Origin of the sequence: uncultured Maricaulis sp. (assembly GCF_947259345.1) — a bacterium.
Classification (GTDB): Bacteria; Pseudomonadota; Alphaproteobacteria; order Caulobacterales; family Maricaulaceae; genus Maricaulis.
The window spans coordinates 69,026-86,321 of sequence record NZ_CAMYLS010000020.1 but is presented as its reverse complement, the minus strand read 5'-3'; the positions used below and the strand labels follow the sequence as shown (position 1 = coordinate 86,321).

General features: G+C 65.3%; 14 protein-coding genes. 1 reads left to right on the top strand and 13 read right to left on the bottom strand.

The genetic code is table 11. The features are described from left to right. Positions 1 to 2 precede the first annotated feature (2 nt). From Q0X62_RS09775 to Q0X62_RS09750, 6 genes are all read right to left on the bottom strand, one after another. On the bottom strand, positions 3 to 656 hold the full coding sequence (locus tag Q0X62_RS09775) for a TIGR02466 family protein (protein ID WP_297734766.1): 654 nt from the start codon (positions 654 to 656) through the stop codon (positions 3 to 5). Further along, a complete protein-coding gene (locus tag Q0X62_RS09770; RefSeq protein WP_297734763.1) occupies positions 656 to 1,720 on the bottom strand; it encodes an isoaspartyl peptidase/L-asparaginase family protein in 1,065 nt (354 codons plus the stop codon). Before Q0X62_RS09770 ends, Q0X62_RS09775 begins: the two co-directional genes overlap by 1 nt. Before the next feature lie 68 nt (positions 1,721 to 1,788). Further along, a complete protein-coding gene (locus tag Q0X62_RS09765) occupies positions 1,789 to 2,310 on the bottom strand; it encodes a hypothetical protein (protein WP_297734760.1) in 522 nt (173 codons plus the stop codon). A 94-nt stretch (positions 2,311 to 2,404) separates the two neighbouring features. Further along, positions 2,405 to 4,465 (bottom strand): penicillin-binding protein 1C, encoded by a 2,061-nt coding sequence (gene pbpC / locus Q0X62_RS09760; RefSeq protein WP_297734758.1) that lies wholly within the window; start codon positions 4,463 to 4,465, stop codon positions 2,405 to 2,407. 2 nt (positions 4,466 to 4,467) lie between these two features. Next, positions 4,468 to 9,330: an alpha-2-macroglobulin gene (locus tag Q0X62_RS09755; RefSeq protein ID WP_297734755.1), complete on the bottom strand. Its 4,863-nt coding sequence runs from the start codon at positions 9,328 to 9,330 to the stop codon at positions 4,468 to 4,470. Between the two features lie 128 nt (positions 9,331 to 9,458). Beyond that, positions 9,459 to 10,172 (bottom strand): sulfite exporter TauE/SafE family protein, encoded by a 714-nt coding sequence (locus Q0X62_RS09750; RefSeq protein WP_297734752.1) that lies wholly within the window; start codon positions 10,170 to 10,172, stop codon positions 9,459 to 9,461. A gap of 129 nt (positions 10,173 to 10,301) precedes the next feature. Between Q0X62_RS09750 and Q0X62_RS09745 the strand changes: the two genes are divergently transcribed. Further along, positions 10,302 to 11,054, top strand: coding sequence for a DUF2189 domain-containing protein (locus Q0X62_RS09745; protein ID WP_297734749.1), 753 nt, complete (start codon positions 10,302 to 10,304; stop codon positions 11,052 to 11,054). An 18-nt stretch (positions 11,055 to 11,072) separates the two neighbouring features. On the opposite strand, the gene ccoS is transcribed toward Q0X62_RS09745, so the two are convergent. Genes ccoS through ccoO form a run of 7 tightly spaced genes read right to left on the bottom strand, consistent with a single transcriptional unit; the run spans position 11,073 to position 17,295 of the window. Then, positions 11,073 to 11,249 carry a cbb3-type cytochrome oxidase assembly protein CcoS gene (gene ccoS / locus Q0X62_RS09740; protein ID WP_297734746.1) on the bottom strand — a complete coding sequence of 59 codons (177 nt, stop codon included), beginning with the start codon at positions 11,247 to 11,249 and terminating at the stop codon, positions 11,073 to 11,075. Further along, positions 11,249 to 13,444 (bottom strand): heavy metal translocating P-type ATPase, encoded by a 2,196-nt coding sequence (locus Q0X62_RS09735; RefSeq protein WP_297734743.1) that lies wholly within the window; start codon positions 13,442 to 13,444, stop codon positions 11,249 to 11,251. The genes ccoS and Q0X62_RS09735 overlap by 1 nt, the downstream gene beginning before the upstream one ends. Then, positions 13,432 to 13,902: a FixH family protein gene (locus Q0X62_RS09730; RefSeq protein ID WP_297734740.1), complete on the bottom strand. Its 471-nt coding sequence runs from the start codon at positions 13,900 to 13,902 to the stop codon at positions 13,432 to 13,434. Before Q0X62_RS09730 ends, Q0X62_RS09735 begins: the two co-directional genes overlap by 13 nt. Then, positions 13,902 to 15,383, bottom strand: coding sequence for a cytochrome c oxidase accessory protein CcoG (gene ccoG / locus Q0X62_RS09725; RefSeq protein ID WP_297734737.1), 1,482 nt, complete (start codon positions 15,381 to 15,383; stop codon positions 13,902 to 13,904). Before ccoG ends, Q0X62_RS09730 begins: the two co-directional genes overlap by 1 nt. A 41-nt stretch (positions 15,384 to 15,424) precedes the next feature. Next, the gene (gene ccoP, locus Q0X62_RS09720) at positions 15,425 to 16,348 is read right to left on the bottom strand and encodes a cytochrome-c oxidase, cbb3-type subunit III (protein WP_297734734.1); all 924 of its coding nucleotides are present in this window, start codon (positions 16,346 to 16,348) and stop codon (positions 15,425 to 15,427) included. Beyond that, positions 16,335 to 16,532 carry a cbb3-type cytochrome c oxidase subunit 3 gene (locus tag Q0X62_RS09715; RefSeq protein WP_297734731.1) on the bottom strand — a complete coding sequence of 66 codons (198 nt, stop codon included), beginning with the start codon at positions 16,530 to 16,532 and terminating at the stop codon, positions 16,335 to 16,337. The genes ccoP and Q0X62_RS09715 overlap by 14 nt, the downstream gene beginning before the upstream one ends. A 4-nt stretch (positions 16,533 to 16,536) precedes the next feature. Next, complete coding sequence (gene ccoO / locus Q0X62_RS09710) at positions 16,537 to 17,295, bottom strand: cytochrome-c oxidase, cbb3-type subunit II (protein WP_297734728.1); 759 nt, start codon at positions 17,293 to 17,295, stop codon at positions 16,537 to 16,539. Between the last annotated feature and the right edge of the window lies 1 nt (position 17,296).

Here is a 17,296-nt window from a genome sequence, read left to right as displayed (position 1 = left end):
GTCTATTTCGGCGCGACCGGCAGGGCCAGGACATTCATGGCGATGGAAATGCGCTCCCGCTGGCCCTTGTGCGGGCGGACCGAATGCATCATCCAGGACGGAAAGATGACCAGCTTGCCCGGCTCCGGGCGAATGCGGTGCTGGGACATCTGCTTGGCACCGCTGTCGTCCTGGTAGACGAGGTCGGGCGCATTCATCCGGATACTCGGAAAGCGCGGATCCTGGGCCACGAAAAAACCGTCTTCGGTGCAACCACCGTCGTCGACATAAAAGCTCGCCGACCAGAAGGAGCCGGGATGGCAATGCATCTGGTTGGAGGCCGCAGCCGGCGAGACATTGGCCCACATCTCCATGCCCATTTCGTAGCGGGACTGGCCTTGGGCGGCCGACACATCGCTGGTATAGCGCGCACAGATGGCCATCGTTTCGCGCGCCAACTCGATCGCCGCGTCCCCGCCCCATTCCAGCATCTGTGTGTCGGAATGCCAGCCATTGATGTTCGAGCGCGCGATGCCGGGATGTTCGGCCCGGCGCGCCAGGACGCGATCCCGCAACGGCTTCAGCCAGGCCTTGCCGCGCTCCGGCCAGACCTCGATCACCGGCGTCGCGAACAGATGATGGACCGTCTGCCGCGGCGCCAGATTCCAGTCCGCCATCAGTCCTCGTCTCCGTAGATCGCCACGACCGGTTCGCCACCCTCGCTGAGGCGGGCGCGATACATGCCGGGCGTGTTGAAGCTCCAGGCGATCTCGCCGGACGCGGTCAGCGCGACAATGCCGCCATCGCCTTCCATGGCAGTCAGCTCATCCATGATGACCTGATCTGACGCGGCCTGCAGGTCCAGCCCCTGCATCTCGACCAGGGCGCAGATCCGGCTGGCCACGGTCAGGCGGATGAAGAATTCGCCGGTCCCGGTCGCCGAAACACCACAACTCTCATTATTGGCATAGGTGCCCGCGCCGATGATCGGGCTGTCGCCGACCCGGCCCCATCGCTTGGCGGTTGTGCCGCCGGTCGACGTCCCGGCAGCGATATTGCCCGCCCGGTCGAGTGCGACCACGCCGACCGTCCCGAAGCGATGTTCCCGCGCGTCGCGGTCCAGTTCGCCATGATCAATTTCGGTCGGTTCCGGCGCGCCGTCCGGGCGCGGGGGAATATCCAGACCGAGCGAAATCAGGGTGCGCTCCATGGCGGCCCAGCGACGCTCGGTGAAGAAGAAGGCAGGCGGCACAATCTCGAGGCCCTGCTCGCGGGCAAAGGTCTCGGCGCCCTCGCCCTGCAACATGACATGGCGGGAATTGTCCATCACCTCGCGGGCCAGGGAGATCGGATGACGGACCTGGGTCACGCCAGCAACGGCGCCGGCATTCAACGTGGCGCCATCCATGATCGAGGCGTCGAGCTCATTGCGCCCGGCCGCCGTGAAGACTGCGCCGCGACCGGAATTGAAGAGCGGATCATCCTCCATGCCGTGGATCACCGCCTCGATCGCATCCAGCGCGCTTCCATTTGCATTCAGGATGGCCTCACCACGCTCAAGCGCGGCGGCCATGGCGGCACGATACTCAGCTTCGCGCTCCGGCGTCATGGCGCCACGCTCGATGACGCCGGCACCCCCATGGATCACCAGCGCCCATGATCCGTCATTGAATTCTTGCGCCTCTGCCATACCAAAGGACGACACCGCCAGGGTGGCGGCTGAAACCAGGACTCGAAACATGATGATTGCTCCCCCATCTGTTGTGACAGCAGAGTTCCGCGCCCTTGTCGGTCTGGCAAGCGCGGTTTTCAGGCGGAGTCGACGCAGAGCGGCCGCAAACCGACAAGGCCGCCATGGGCCAGGCCGCCGGCGGGGCGGTCGAAATAGAGTTGCAGGCCCTGCACCGTCCAGCCACGCTGGCACCAGACCGTGCGAAATTCGGTGACACACTCGCTGACCCGGGCGGTCACTGCTTCGCCCGAGAACGTATACAGGCGCACCGCTCCGATGCGTTCATCATCGGTCAGGCAAGCCGCAATGCCATTCACGCGCTGGCCGGTTGCCAGGATGGCGCGACCGGCATCCTCGACATGCCGCTGTGTTACCCGGCCGGCGCAAAACTGGGCCGCCCGCGGCGGCGCGCCGTGGAAAAAGGCTCGCACCTGGCAGGGACGAGAGCGGCGCATGGCGATCTGCAAGCCGGAGAAATCATGCCCGGGCAGGGCAATCAGACTGGCGTGGAAGTCGGTACTCGCCCCGACCACCATCTCCTCGCCTTCACCCCCCAGCCCGAATGTCACCGCAAGCGACAGGACAAGTGTTGTCAGCATTGAAAATCGCGCCTCCTCAGGCTGCCACACTAGGCATTTGCCGGAGGTTTGTCCGCACACACATCAATCACAAGCGCGTGCGCTCAAAGGGTGGCTAATTGGCGCCCCGCCCGGCCCCGCGCACACGCACCCGGACACGGCTTGTACGGCCTTGCTCATCGACCGCACTGACGGCGTAGAAGCCCGGGCCCGGTGGCACCCAGACCGGTTCGCCCAGCACGTTTTCCGAAACCGCCTGGCCATCCGCGAACCAGCGGACAGGGCCCGGTGCCTGGGCCGCAAGAATGAAACCGCGTCCGGCACGATCGGACCAGACTTCGGCGCCGTCCGGCGGAAAGAGGATGTGCGGCGCGGCCTCGGTGCGATAATCGGCCAGTGTTTGCGGTGTGTCCTCCGGCGGCTCGGTCAGGCGGTCGCCCCCCATATCGCCCCGCGGCGCCAATTGGCTGACACCATCTGCGAGACGGAAAAGAACCGGCAGCGCAGCCGCGCGACCGGTCACCCCCTCACGCGGCGCACCATCGGCCCGTCCAGACCAAACGACCAAGGTGTAACCACCGACAACGCCGGCCGCCCAGGCATCGCGAAACCCGTAAGACGTCCCCGTCTTGAAGGCGATGTCGGGCGCACCGCGGGCCAGAAGCGCCGGCATGCGTCCGCCCGGATGCGGTGCCCGGCGCAAGACGCGCAAGATCTCATCCGCCGACTCCGCCGACAGGAGACGGAAGCTTCCGACCGGGTCGGTATCGTCCAGCGCGGCCTCATGCCAAACCAGCGGCCGGGCTTCACCGCCATCGCCCAAGGCGGAATAGAGCACACCGATCTGGCGCAGGGTCAAACCCGCTCCGCCCAGCGCCACAGCCAGACCATCATCCTGACCAGCCTGTCGCGGGCGCAGGGGATTGGCACCGGCAAAGCCCAGCGCAGCATTGAAGCGACGCGCGCCGACCCCGTCCAACGTGGTCACGGCCGGGATATTGAGTGAATGCTGAAGCGCCTCGGCGATGGTCACATCGCCGCGGAAACTGCGGTCGAAATTGTCCGGTTGATAGCCCGCAAAGCGGCGCGGCAGGTCGGCGATCCGGGTGCCCGGCGCGGCCAGGCCGTCATCGAAGGCCATGCCGTAGATAAAGGGCTTCAGGGTCGATCCGGGAGAGCGCGGCCGGTCGGTCAGATCGATCCAGCCCCCCGGTCGCGCCCGGCTGGCTGACCCGGCCAGGGCACGCACAGCACGAGACTCGGTTTCAATAATCATGGCCGCGAACTGGACGGTCTCATCAGTACCGGCCAGTTCGGCCGCGAGACTGTCCTGCAGCATGAGCTGGAGCGAACGATCCAAGGAGGAAACCGGTTCGCGCTCGCCCGTGCTCTCGCGCCGAACAGCGTCGGCAGCGTGCCAGGCATCGGCCGGAAAAGCGCGGCGGGTCGGTGCCGGATCACCGGCCGCATCAGCCGCCGCCTGCGCCGAGGCCAGACCGACGCGGGCCAGGCGCTCAAGCACCCGTCCGCGCGCGCGGATCGCCCTCTCGGGTTGCCGGTCGGGACGTCGCGCTTCCGGCGATTGCGGCAAAGCGATCAACATGGCGATCTGGTCGATGGTGAGGTCATCGGGCTCGCGGCCGAAATAGGCCCAGCTGGCCGCCCTCACCCCTTCCAGATTACCGCCATAGGGCGCCAGGGTGAGATAGAGTTCGAGGATCTCGGTCTTGCTCAGGCGCAATTCCAGCTGCAGCGCTCGCGCCATCTGGATCAGCTTCGCGCCGAAGGTCCGCTCGCGCGGCTCTATCAGGCGGGCAAGCTGCATGGTGATAGTTGATCCGCCCGACACAATGCGGCCGGCAGCCAGACTGTCCCGACTGGCCCGGACCAAGGCCGGCAGGTCGACGCCCCAATGCGCCTCGAAGCGCTCATCCTCGTATGCCAACAAGGCCTCGACGAAGTCCGGGTCGATCCGATCGAGATCGGCGGCCAGCCGCCAGCGCCCCTCCTCCACGGGAAATGCCCGCAAAATCTCGCCATTCCGGTCCCGCACGGCCTCCGATACCGCGTCCGCCGACGGCAAGGGCGGTGGCAGCGCCCGGTCGAGCGCGAGTAGCCCGACAAAGCTGCCGAGCGTGCCCAGGATGATCCAGTATGCCCGCCCCAGACCGAACATGATCAGTCGCGCGGCGCGATCACGATACGGCGGGTCTCCGAGCGCGCGAACACGTCATGGCGATACATGTCTTCCACCGCCACGCCCGGAAGCGTGTACTCGCCCGGCGTCACGGCCCGGACGATATAAGCCAAGCGGCGCGGCCGGGCATTGGTCAGATCAAGTGCCGCCGCATAACGATCATCACGAACCTCGCTCATGGACGGGGTGAAGACGTCCCCAAGCCAGCGATAGGGTCCGCGCGGACCGGCATCGCGGGAGGTGATTTCGGCCTCGATCTCGAAGCCCGGTGGCAGCAAGTCCACCAGGATGGCCGGGATCAGGCGCTGTTCGTGCGGCATGACCGTGATGTCCACCATCAGGCGATCACCCTGGACCAGGGCTTCCAAGTCGACCGCGCGGCCATCGAGACCCAGAACACGCTTTTGCACGGACAGGCCTTCGGACGCCTCGGCGGGCGCTTCACGAGTTTCGCCATGGGCGAGCTGAGTCACCCAGACCGGGCCGTCTCCCGAGGCGGTAAAGGTCAGCGGAGTGTCCAGCATGTCCGGTGTCACCTCGAACACAGGGCGCGTGCCTTCCGGGCTGCTTAGCGGTCCGTCAATGGACAGGGCTTCAGCGCCGCCGGACAGACCCTGCGCGGCCATCAAGAGGAAGGCTTTTTCCTGCGTCGACAGACGCGCCGGCTCCGGCAGGTCCGAGACAATGCGCTCGGCGAGGCGCGCGACGCGCTCCGTTTCACCCGCCTCGGCGGCATAGGCCACGACGCCGGCCAGGTCCCGGCGAGTGGTCTGGTACCAGTCGCCCGGATTTTCATAGCCCAGCGCCGCTTCGGCTGCGTCGAAGGCGCTGCGCGAACGAGCCCGGTCACCGATCAGATAGAGGGCGGTACCGAGTTGGGCGCGGGCCAGGGGGCTTTGAATCTGGTCCAGACGCTCATCATGCATGTAGCGCAGGCGCGAGCGATCTACCCGCCCGGCCCGGGCCAGCACATAGAGCGCATAGGCCGCACTTCGGTCCGACAGACGCTCGGCCGTGTCGGTCTGGCCGCGCCAGCTATAAATGCGCGTCGAATAGCCACTCGCGCGCCAGGCTTCCTGGGCGGCGATGTGTTCAAGGACGCCATAGGCACGCTCCAGCGCAGCATCGGGGACTGTGTAGCCCGCCTCCTGGGCGCGCGACAGGAAATCCACCGCATAGGCGCCGACCCAGGACCGCGCATCGCGATCGCCGATCCGCCACATCCCGATTGCGCCGTCATTGGCCTGGCGATTGAGCAAGGTCGCAATCGCCTCCTGGATAATCGCGCGGCTGCCATCGACACCGTCGACAGCCGCGGCCCGCGCCAGTGGATCGGCCATCAGGAGCGGCATGGCCCGACTGGTGATCTGCTCGGTGCAGCCATAAGGGTAGCGCGAGAGCGAACCCAGCAGCGCCGCCTCGTCAAGCGGCGTTGGCGAGAAGCTGAGCGTCACAGCGGAATTGCCCGGCAGGTAGGACGCCAGCGCCTCAGCGCTCAAGGTCCAGCTTTCCCCGGGCAGCAGGCGGCCACGATTGACGGTCGATGAGGGCAGCCAGGCCGTCCTCACTTCAATCGGGTAACTGCGCGCTGCGGTGAATGCATCGGGTCCGGCAACTGCCAGACCGACAGAACCGATACCGGCATCCTCTCCGCGCAACGGATAGCGTCGGTCGACACGCTCGCCACTGGCCAGCTCCACCGAGTCGGAAATCGCGGCCATGACCGGTCCCTCAGCATTGATACTGGCTTCGTACGTCCCGGCGGCGCCGTCGACATTGTCGATGGTCAGCGTCGCGGTCGAGACATCCCCCGGGGCGAGGAAGCGCGGCAGGATCAGCTCGGCGGGCACATCATCGCGTACGGTCAGCGGCCGGCTTTCACCGCCGACGCCGGTCGCGCTCCAGGCCACGGCCATCAGACGCAGCTCGCCATTGAAGTCGGGAATTTCCAGCGCGATCGTGGCGCGGCCATTGCGGTCCACTTCGACCGGGCCGCTGAACAATGCCACAGTCTGCGTCGGCACCACAGTCAAACCGGCACCGCCGATCTGGTCACCACCCGAGCGAACGGCTGCCGCCGCGCCCTGGTTCGGGTCGAGCAGGCGTCCGTAATCATCGTACAGATCCACATCGAGCGCCGACTGGCCAAAGAACCAGTCCACCGGATCGGGTGAGGCAAAACGGGTCAGGGCGAGGATGCCCTCATCCACTGCCGCGACGGTCACCCAGGCGCCGCCGCGCAGCGGTCCTTCGAGGGCCACGCCGAGATCAAAACTCTGGCGCGGCTCGATCCGTTCCGGCGCATCCAGCGCGATATCGAACGTGCGTTCACCGGTATCCACCGGGAGATAGGCGACCCCGACAGCGCGGCGCGGGGCCGGTTGGTCGACCGGATGGCGCGGCGTGAAGAGGGAGACCATGGCATAGGCCCCGGCGCCCCATTCCTCGCTGACCCGGAAACTGATTTCCGTACCACTTTCCGGAATGGTCAGGGAGCGCGTCTCGATGACCCGGTCACTGGCGATCACGATTTCGGCCTCACCGGCATAGGGCGGCAGCAGGCTCAGCGTGACCGTGTCGCCGACCGCAGTCGGTTCGTCGGGGATGGACAGGGCAATCCGGTCCGGCGCCTCGCTGCCCTCTTCGGCATTGGCACCCCAGCCGACCCAGAAGTCGGTAGACGCGCTCTGATCGGCGTCGACCGCCTCGACCACGAGGCGGTAACTGCCCCAGTCGAGCGCACGGATGCCGATCTCGGCCAGGCCGTCAGCGCCGGTGGAAATCACGCCCTGTTCAATCGGAACGACCTCACGCGTGCGGCGCCACTGCCAACGGCCATTATCGACGCGATACCAGTCGTAATTCCAATCAATCCGCACCAGTTGCCAGTCCAGCGACGTCTCGAGCGCGGCACCGTCTGCGCCAAGCGCGACCACGTCGATGGCCGTCTCGCTATTGCGCTGGGCCCGCCCGTCAAATTGCGGGCGCAGGCCGAGATAGAGGTCAGCCGGACGATAGGGAATGCGCACATCATCGGCGACGGGGCGTCCGCCCGGTTCGATGGCCGAGATCACGGCGCGCAGACGCAAAGGCTGGCTGGCATCGCTGCCGGCATCGCCCAGATCAATCGTCTGGACTGCGCGTCCGGCGCCATCGGCGACCGTGTCGGCAAGGTCGCGAGTGAATTCACGGAAGGGCTCGTCGGGACGGCCAAAGCGGAAATCGGCTTGGTCGGGGAAAGGCGCGGGGTCGGTTTCGACCCGCACGCGGCCCTCCACCACGAGACCGGCACCGGGCGCACCATAGAGGAAGCGAACCCGCGCATTGATATCGCGGGTCTCACCGGCACGGACCGGCGTTTCGTCATCCGCATCCAGCTCCAGGCCGACGCGTTGCGGCACGAAATCCTCGACCGAGAAACGGACCTGACCGACCCGGCCATAGCCATCCATCTCGGCGACAATCCGCCATTCACCGCGGGCTGCGGTTCGCGGCACGTCCCAGCTCCAGCTGACGCCACCGGCAGCGGCCGCATTCGGAAAACGCACATTCGCGGATTCAATGCCATTGGGCCCGAAGACCGTGAGCTCGACCGGACGGTCACTGATGGCCCGCGCCTCGATATCACGCACCAGGGCGGAGATATGGACCGTCTCACCGGGCCGATAAATGCCGCGGTCGAGATAGAGATAGCCATCCGCCCCGTCCGGACGCTGGCGCCCGGCTGTGTCGAGGCCGGAAAGATCGACCGGATTGCGCTGGAAATCGAGCACGGCGAAATCATTGTCCGGCCCGTAGGCCGTCAGCAGGCGCGGCGCCATGGCGCCCTCGCCGCGCGTCAGCGGGCCGTCGAAGCGCGCCCGGCCGCTGGCATCGGTGACGACCGAGGCAAGCACTTCATTGGAACGCGCGATCAGCTCCACACGCACACCCTCGACCGGTCGCGCGGTTTGCAGCGAGCGCACCATGAAATCGACGCCATCGGCGCCGCGGTAGGCCGTCAGGGCGAGATCGGTGATAACGAGCCAGCGATTGGCGCGGGCGGGCTGGCGGGCATCATTATCCGCCTCGGCCGCGTCGACCACCGTGATGTGATAGGCGCCGGGGGTCAGCGTGCCGATGGTCTCGGCCAGCGGGAAGACCGTGGTGACCGGCGTGTTGAGCAGGCCGCCCGTGTCCATCTCGCCGCGCCAGATGATCTCGCCGACAGCATCGGGATCCTCGTCCTGGCCAGACCAGTAATAATCACCGGCGGCGATGTTGGCGCCGGATGTGATCGATCGGAAGGCCAGGGCCCGGTCATTGATCCGGCGCAAGGTGACGTCAACGCTGTCGACATTGACGGTCTCGATCGCGAGACCATCGGCATCAAGACGCGGCAGGATGACACCGTCACCGGCAATGCCGACATAGGCCGGCCGGTCGCCGAAATCGACGATCACGTTCTCATCCACCAGCAATCCATCGCCATTGGCGGCGGGCAGGCCGGCGCGCAAGGTCAGCGTCTGGTCCTCACCGAATCCAAGGCCGCCGACGCAGAGGGTCTGACCGTCGGCATCGAGCGCGATCGGACGGTCCGGGGAGACCGCGACATAAGGCGAGTAATCAGCCGCCGGATCGAGCGGCTGCGTGAAACCCAGACACAGGCGGGGCGCATCCCCGTCGACCTCGACAGAATAGCGCAGGAAAGCGAACCGGCTGGGCGTTTCTGCCTCGGCGCGCGGCGCCTCAGCTTCGCGACTGGCCAACTCCGGTCCGGCCGCCTCGTCCGGGGAGCCACCTGAACAGGCTGTTACAGCCAACGCCAAAGCGCCCGCCAGCCATTTTGCAGACCATTTCGCCATCATGCCCTCTCCCCTGTCGACACCGCCGGACCTTACGACAAGGCGGGGCAGAACGCACCCATAAAGCAACCGAAACATTAGGGTTTCTGGCCCATTCCCGACCGGCTGACAGCAATCCGCCGCTGCGCTCAGTCGAGGGGAATGCCGCAGAAGGCCGCAATGGCGCGCCAGGGCAGAGCCGCCGATGCGAATCCGAGCGCGATGATCACCAGGCCGATCAGCAGGCGGCTACGCGGCGACCGGGCGAAATCGACGAAACGCGAAACACCAAAAGCGGCTGCGGTCACCGCTGGAAGGGTTCCAAGGCCGAAGCCCAGCATGATCAGGCCGCCGGACACCGGGTCGGCCGACAACAAGGCGTAGAAGAGCGCGGCATAGACCATTCCGCAGGGCAATAGCCCCCATACCAGACCCGCAAGCAAGGGGGTCGCGGCGCTGAAGCCCGTTCCAAACCGCCGATGAACAAGCGCCTGTACGCTGCGCCCAAGCCGGTCCAGGCCGGCCAGGGATGGCGCCCAGCCGATCACCGACAGGCCGATATAGACCAGGACCAGCGCTCCGGCCCAGCGCAGGACGACATGGGCCACCGAGCGATCAAAGCCGAAATAGAATTGCGACCCAAGCGCGGCGAGCACTGTGCCGGCAATCACATAGGCGAGGATACGCCCCGCCTGCGCCAGCATCAGGGTGCGGGCCCGCGCCATCGGCCCGGCCTCCGGCGACAGGGTGAGCGTCAGGCTGGCAGCGAGGCCGCCACACATGCCAACGCAGTGCAGGCTGGAGGCGAGGCCGGCGAGCATTCCGCCAGCAAAACTCAACTGGGAAAGCAAGTTTGCGGTCATGCCTCCTCCTTGCCACGACCCGCCCACATGGACCACTGTGGGAAAGGCTGGAAAGCCATAGAAAAAGTGTGGCGTAATGACGCAAAGCCGAATTCAATCGGACCGCTAAGATGCTTGGGGGAGAGCAAGATGATGCCACTTCGAACGGTCAGGCGCGATGCGCCCTGGCAATGGCTGCGTGCCGGATGGAATGATTTCCGGATGGCGCCGCGTGTCTGCCTCGCTTATGGCGGAATCTTTGTGGCGTTGGGCGCCTTGGTGATCGTCGGCCTGATGGCGGTCGGCATGAGCTCGACCATCCCGGTGGCGCTGAGCGGATTCGCCCTCGTCGGACCGGCGCTGGCCGTCGGCATCTACCAGGTCAGCCGCGCCTTCGAGAAAGGCGAGACGCCCCGCTTTCGGGTGATCATCTCGCGCTTTCCCCAGCGCATTGCCCAGATCGGCTTTCTAAGCATCCTGCTTGGCCTGCTTTTGATGATCTGGATGCGGGTCGCACAGATTCTGCTGGTCGTGCTCGCCCCCTTTGCGCCGCTTGAACCGAGCGCCTTTCTCAACTTCCTGTTGACCGATGGTTCCGGGCTGACGCTGCTGGCTGTCGGAACCGTTTTTGGTGGCGTGCTCGCCACGCTTTCCTTCGCGATCTCGGTGATCGCCTTCCCGCTGCTGGTGGATCGTGATGTCGATGCCATCACCGCGCTGGCGACCAGCTTCAACGCCGTCCTGAAACAGCCCTTCGTCATGGTCACCTGGGCCTGGCTGATCGCCTTCATCATCGGCGCCGGAATCGCCGCCTTCGGAATAGGCCTGGCTGTCGCCTTCCCCTGGATCGCGCTGGCCAGCTGGCACGCCTATCGCGACTTCATGCCCAAGGATGAAGCCTGACCTGTCGGCCCGACCGGCTCAATCGTCAGACTTCGTGTCCTTACCCGGAAGCGGTTCATCATCATCCATCAGGATGCGATGAGCGGCGCCATCCATGTCATCGAACTGTCCGCTTCGCAGGCTCCACAGGAAACCGGCCAGACCGAGTGCGCCCATGGTGATGGCGACAGGTATGAGCCAGATAAGGACCGACATCAGCGACCTCCCCGCGCCAGACGCAGCGCATTGAGCGTGACCAGGACAGACGAGGCCGACATGGCAATCGCCGCGATCAGCGGGGTGACCAGTCCGGCCACGGCCATGGGTACGGCAATCGCGTTATAGGCGGCGGCCAGGCCGAAATTCTCAAGCACGCGCCGCTTGGCGCCGCGCGAGACATCCATCGCCACCACACTCGCCGCGAGGCGATCGCCTTGCAGCACGAAATCGGCCGCAGCCTGAGACACTTCCGCGGCCGAGGCCAGAGAGATGGAGACATGGGCGGCGGCCAGGGCCGGCGCGTCATTGATGCCGTCACCCACCATGGCAACCGTGCCGCCCGCTTCCTTGAGGGCTTCCAGGCGGGCAATCTTGTCCTGCGGCTGCATCTCGGCCTGCCAATCGGTGATGCCGAGCGTCGCCGCTACCGCTTCGACCGGACCGGCCCGGTCGCCGGACAGCAAGTGAAGCTGGCATCCACGCGCCTTGAGGGCTGCGATGACCTCGGCCGCATCCTCACGCAGCCGATCCTCGAAACAGAAGCGGACCGGCGCGTCATTGCCGACGACAAGCCAGGCCTCGGTATGCGGATCGCTGGCCGCATCAATTCCAAGCCAACGGGCCGCACCGAAACGCACACGCTGCCCTGCGACCATGGCTTCCAGCCCGCCGCCGGGGATTTCCTTCACATCGGCCGCGGCCTCACCCATCCCCGCCGCATCGGCGATCGCGCGCGAGAGAGGATGGCGACTAGTGCGAGCCAGCCGCGCCGCCATCTCCAGAGCGCCGTCCGGCACCCCGTCCGCATCGACGAGACGCGGTCGGCCTTCGGTCAGCGTGCCGGTCTTGTCGAAAACGATCGTGTCAGCCCCGGCCAGGCGTTCCAGCGCGTCACCGGATTTGACCAGCACGCCCTCACGATAGAGGCGGCCGGAGGCCACGACCTGCACCGCCGGAACCGCCAGCCCCAGCGCACAGGGGCAGGTGATGATCAAAACCGCAATGGCATTGATGATGGCCGGACGCACCTCGCCGCCGATCAGCAACCAGCCAACCACGGTCAGCGCGGCCAGGCCGTGCACGACCGGCACATACAGGCGCGCCGCACGGTCCGCCAGACGGACATAGCGCGAACGGGCCTGCTCGCCGGCTTCCACGAGGCGTGTGATCTCCGCGAGCAGGGAATTGTCGCGATCGGCGCGCGCTTCCAGGACCAGCTTGCCATCCAGATTGAGCATGCCGGACCAGACATCCAGACCGGGCTTGGCCGTGACCGGCGCGGTCTCACCGGTAACCAGTGACCCGTCCAGCGCCCCCTCGCCTTCCAGGATACGCGCATCGACCGGCACCCGGTCACCGGCCGCGAGAACCAGATGATCGCCGGCCTTCACATCCCTCGCGGGGATGGCCCGGATGCGGCCGTCCGCTTCGAGCAGGTTGGCCGTCGCCGCCTGCATCGCCGCCAGACCACGCGCGGCCTCTCCGGCCCGGGCCCGAAGACGCATGTCGAGAAAGCGGCCAATGAGCAGGAAGAAGAGCAACATCACCGCGGCGTCGTAATAGGTCTGGCCGTGGCCGATGAAGGTCTCCCAGACGGACAGTCCGCAGGCCAGAAAAACCGCCAGCGAGATCGGGACATCCATATTGACGTGGCCGACCCGCAGGGCCCGCAGCGCCGAGCGGAAGAAGGGCTGGCCGGCAAAGGCGGCAGCCGGCAGCACGATCAGCGCCGAAATCCGGTGCATGAGGGCCTGCATGGTCTCGCTCATCTCCAGCCCGCCGGACCAGACCGAGATCGAGAGCAGCATGACATTCATCATCGCAAAGCCGGCGACCGCCATGGCGCGCAGGAGGCGTTTCTCCTCCTCGCGATTGGGGTCGGCTTCGCGCTCGGGCTCATAGGGCGTCGCGGGATAGCCAAGTCGGCCAAGCTTGCGGACATAATCGGCCGCCAGCGCCGGATCGCCGCGCCAGGCCAGTGCCAGACGCCCGGTCGACAGATTGAGCCGCGCCTGCTCGACGCGGTCATCCTCACGCAATCCGCCTTCGATCCGCGCAATACAGCCGGCGCAGGTTGCCCCGCGCACCATCAGGTCGAGCTCGGAAAGCCCCTCGCGGCGGCGGACAAAGGCTTGTGGATCAACGCCGCCGGACGCGGCGAGACCGGATTGGGTGGCATCTAGGGCAACCATAACTCACTGACCATCTCGAACGGTGCACCCTCGCGGTTATGCGCTTCCAGGCGCCAATCCCCCTGCCCCTCGCAGGGCAAGGTGACACGGTAAACTCCGGGGCGGGCTTCAGCGAAGGCCAGCGGACAGTCGCGCGAGGTATCAGCGGGATGTATCAGCGTCCCGGCAAGATCGAGCCCGGAGACCGGATTGCCATCCGCAGCCACAATCGCCACAACGACATCGCGCTCGACCAGATTGACGCGCGCCGTCCAGCCGAGGGCTTCCTGCTCGCGCCGACGATCCAGGGTTTCGTTATAGTTCAGGCCCTGGACATAGGACCGCGGCACGTCCTCGCCCGGATGGGTGCGCAGCGCCAGGGTGACGAAGGTCGCATTGACCCCGATCGTGACCCCGAAAAAGACCAGGATGAGGATCAGGACATGCCAGCCGCGCAGCGGGTTGAAGGGGTTGCGCATTATTCGGCTCCCGTAATCAGCACGGACGGTGACCGAGCCGTCTCGCCGGTTTCCTGGTCGGTCACAACGAAAGTGATCTCCTCGCGCGGACCGTCAATCGCATCGTCAGGCAAGGTCAGATAAACGACATAATCCTGCGACCGGTCGGGTCCGATTTCAATCTGGCCCGGCATGAGATCGGGTGCGCCCAGAATTCGCACGCCGATCGCCGGATCGCCCTCGACCGCCAGATCCATCACACGCGGCGCATTGGCCTTGTTGATGACATTGACCGTATAGCCATTGCGTACGCCCCCATCGGACAGCCGGACATAATTCGGATTGCGGTCGCGCTGGGAGTTCAGCTCGAGATGGGTCCGAGTGACCAATGCCCCCAGCATCAGGGCCGTCACGATGGCCAGCGACACGGCATAGACCATGGTGCGGGGCCGAATGAAGGGATAGCGCGGCGTCTCGCCCTTCACGAAGCGGTCGATATTATCGTCTGTCTCGTAGGTAATCAGACCGGTCGGGCGCCCCACCTTGCCCATGATATCGTCGCAGGCATCAATGCAAAGCGCACACTGGATGCATTCCAGCTGCGCGCCATCGCGGATATCGATCCCCATCGGGCAGACCGCGACGCATTGCTTGCAGTCGATGCAATCGCCCCGATTGTCCCAGCTGTCATTCTTCTTGTGGGCCCCCCGTGGCTCGCCGCGATCAATCCGGTAGGTGACATTGAGCGCATCGCGATCCGTCATCGCCGCCTGGATGCGCGGCCACGGACACATATAGGTGCAGACCTGCTCCCGCATCGTGCCGGCCAGCGTATAGGTGGTGAATGTCAGCACGCCGGCAAAGACGTAGGAGGACGGTGCCGCCGTGCCGGTGAAGAAATTGGCCAGCGTGTCCCAGGCGTCGTGAAAATAGAGGATCCAGGCGCCGCCCGTGGCGAAGGCAATGACCAGCCAGACCGCATGCTTGCCGGTCTTGCGCCAGGCCTTGTTCAGCGACCAGGGCGCGCGATCCAGCTTCATCCGCGCATTGCGGTCGCCCTCGAACATGCGCTCGACCATGATGAACAAGTCGGTCCAGACGGTCTGGGGACAGGCATAGCCGCACCAGACCCGGCCAAACAGCGCACTGGCCAGGAAGAGCCCCAGCGCCGCCATGATGAGCAGGCCGGTGACATAATAAATCTCCTGGGGCCAGATCTCGATAAAGAAGAAGTAGAAGCGGCCATGCGCGAAATCGACCAAGACCGCCTGGTCCGGCGCTCCCGGCCCCCGGTCCCAGCGCAGGAAGGGGACGAGATAATACACCCCCAGCGCCAGCGCCATGATCACCCATTTGACGAAGCGGAACTTGCCGTGCGCCAGTTTGGGGTAGATCGGTTCGCGCTTCTTGTAGAGCTCACGCGTGTCGGCGGCATTGACCGCCTCGGCCTTCGAACGGGTAATCCCGGGCGCTGCCATGCTCTTGGGAGTGGGGTTGGACATGGCAGCGTTAAACCGGATTTCTCATGGGGTCACTATGCGACCTACTGCCCCGTGGGACGAGCTGTCGCATCCTCCCCACCCCCCAGCAAGAAGACATAGGCCGCCAAGGCGTCAATCGTAGCGTCGTCCAGGCGGTCTTCCCAGGCCGGCATGACGCCGTAGGGACCGCGATGGATGGTCGCAATGATCTGCTCGCGGGACCCACCATAGAGCCAGTTCTGGTCCGTCAGGTTGGGAGCGCCCTGGGCCCGATCGCCACGGCCATCATCCATATGGCAGCTGGCGCATTGGACGTCATAAATGGCTTGGCCGCGACCGACCGCGCCGGCATCAGCACTGACCCCGGACAGGGAGAGCACATAATCAGACACATCGGCAATCTCGGACCGGCTCAGCAGCTCGTCCCGCCCGAAGGCCGGCATTTGCGAAAAGCGCGTGTCAGGATGTTCAGACCGGATACCGACCTGAAGCGTGTGGCGGATCTCGTCATAGGACCCACCCCAGATCCAGATATCGTCATTCAGATTGGGATAGCCGACAAAGCCCTGGGCGCCGACGCCGTGACAGGTGGCGCAGCGATCCCCGAACACGGCTTCGCCGGCGGCCCGGACGAAACCGAGCAATTCCGGATTGCTCTCGATCTCGTCGATCGAGGCGCCTTCCAGGGCCGCGAAGCCGGAGGCACGCATTTCGGCCAGCTCATCGAGCGCCTCGGCCACATTGGCGCGTTCCGAGTGGTTGCGCAGACCGCGCGTATGATCCGTCTCACCAGCCAGTCCCGGCAAGGCCGGCCAGGCTGGCATGAAGACCATATAGATCACAGACCAGACGATGGAGGCGTAGAAAATATACAACCACCATCGCGGCAGGGGTGTGTCCAATTCCTTGATGCCATCCCATTCATGACCGGTCGTCTCGGTGCCGGAATGGGCGTCGGTTTCACGCGTTTCATCATGCTCGGACATGGGTCTCGTCCTCGGTCTCGTCGGCCGCGGCCGGCGTATCGTTTTCAGTAAGCGGGGCGCTGGCGGCTGCGTCGAAACGGGCCTGGTTGCGAGGCCAGAGCGCATAAACGAGCGCGGCCGCGAACAAGGCCACGAAGATCAGCAAACCCCAGGTCTGCGCGAAAGTTGAGAGAATCTCATACATCGGGCTACCTCAGATTTTCGTCGGCTTCGGCCTCATAGGTGGAGAAGTCCACCATGGTGCCGAGCACCTGCAGATAGGCAATGAGCGCATCGAGCTCGGTCACCTGATCCGGATTACCATCGAAATCACGCATGACCGCGCCGGGATAACGCTCCTGGAAGCCGTCATAATCCTCGGCGTATGGATCCAGCTGCGTCTCCACGTCCGAGACAGCTGCCTCCAGCATGCCGTCATCATAGGGCACGCCGACCGTTCGCAGGGCACGCAGATGGGCCGTGACATTGCCGAAATCCAGCTCCGAGGTTTCCAGGAAGGGATAGGCCGGCATCACCGATTCCGGCACCACCGATTGCGGGCGACGCATATGGTCACGATGCCATTCATCCGAATAGCGCCCGCCGAGACGGGCCAGATCCGGCCCCGTCCGTTTCGAGCCCCACTGGAAGGGGTGATCATACATGCTCTCGGCCGCAAGCGAGTAATGGCCATACCGCTCCACTTCATCACGCAGCGGGCGGACCATCTGCGAGTGGCAGTTATAACAACCCTCGCGGATATAGATGTCCCGACCGAGCTGCTCGAGTGGCGTGTAGGGCCGCACCCCCTCGACTTCCTCGATGGTTGAGTCGAGGTAGAAGAGCGGTGCGATCTCGACAACGCCGCCGATGGACACGGTCACCAGCACACCCACTGTGAGGATGAGCGAGTTCTTTTCGAAGAGCGATTTGTGCAGATCGCTCCAGAGAGATTTTTTCCCTGACATG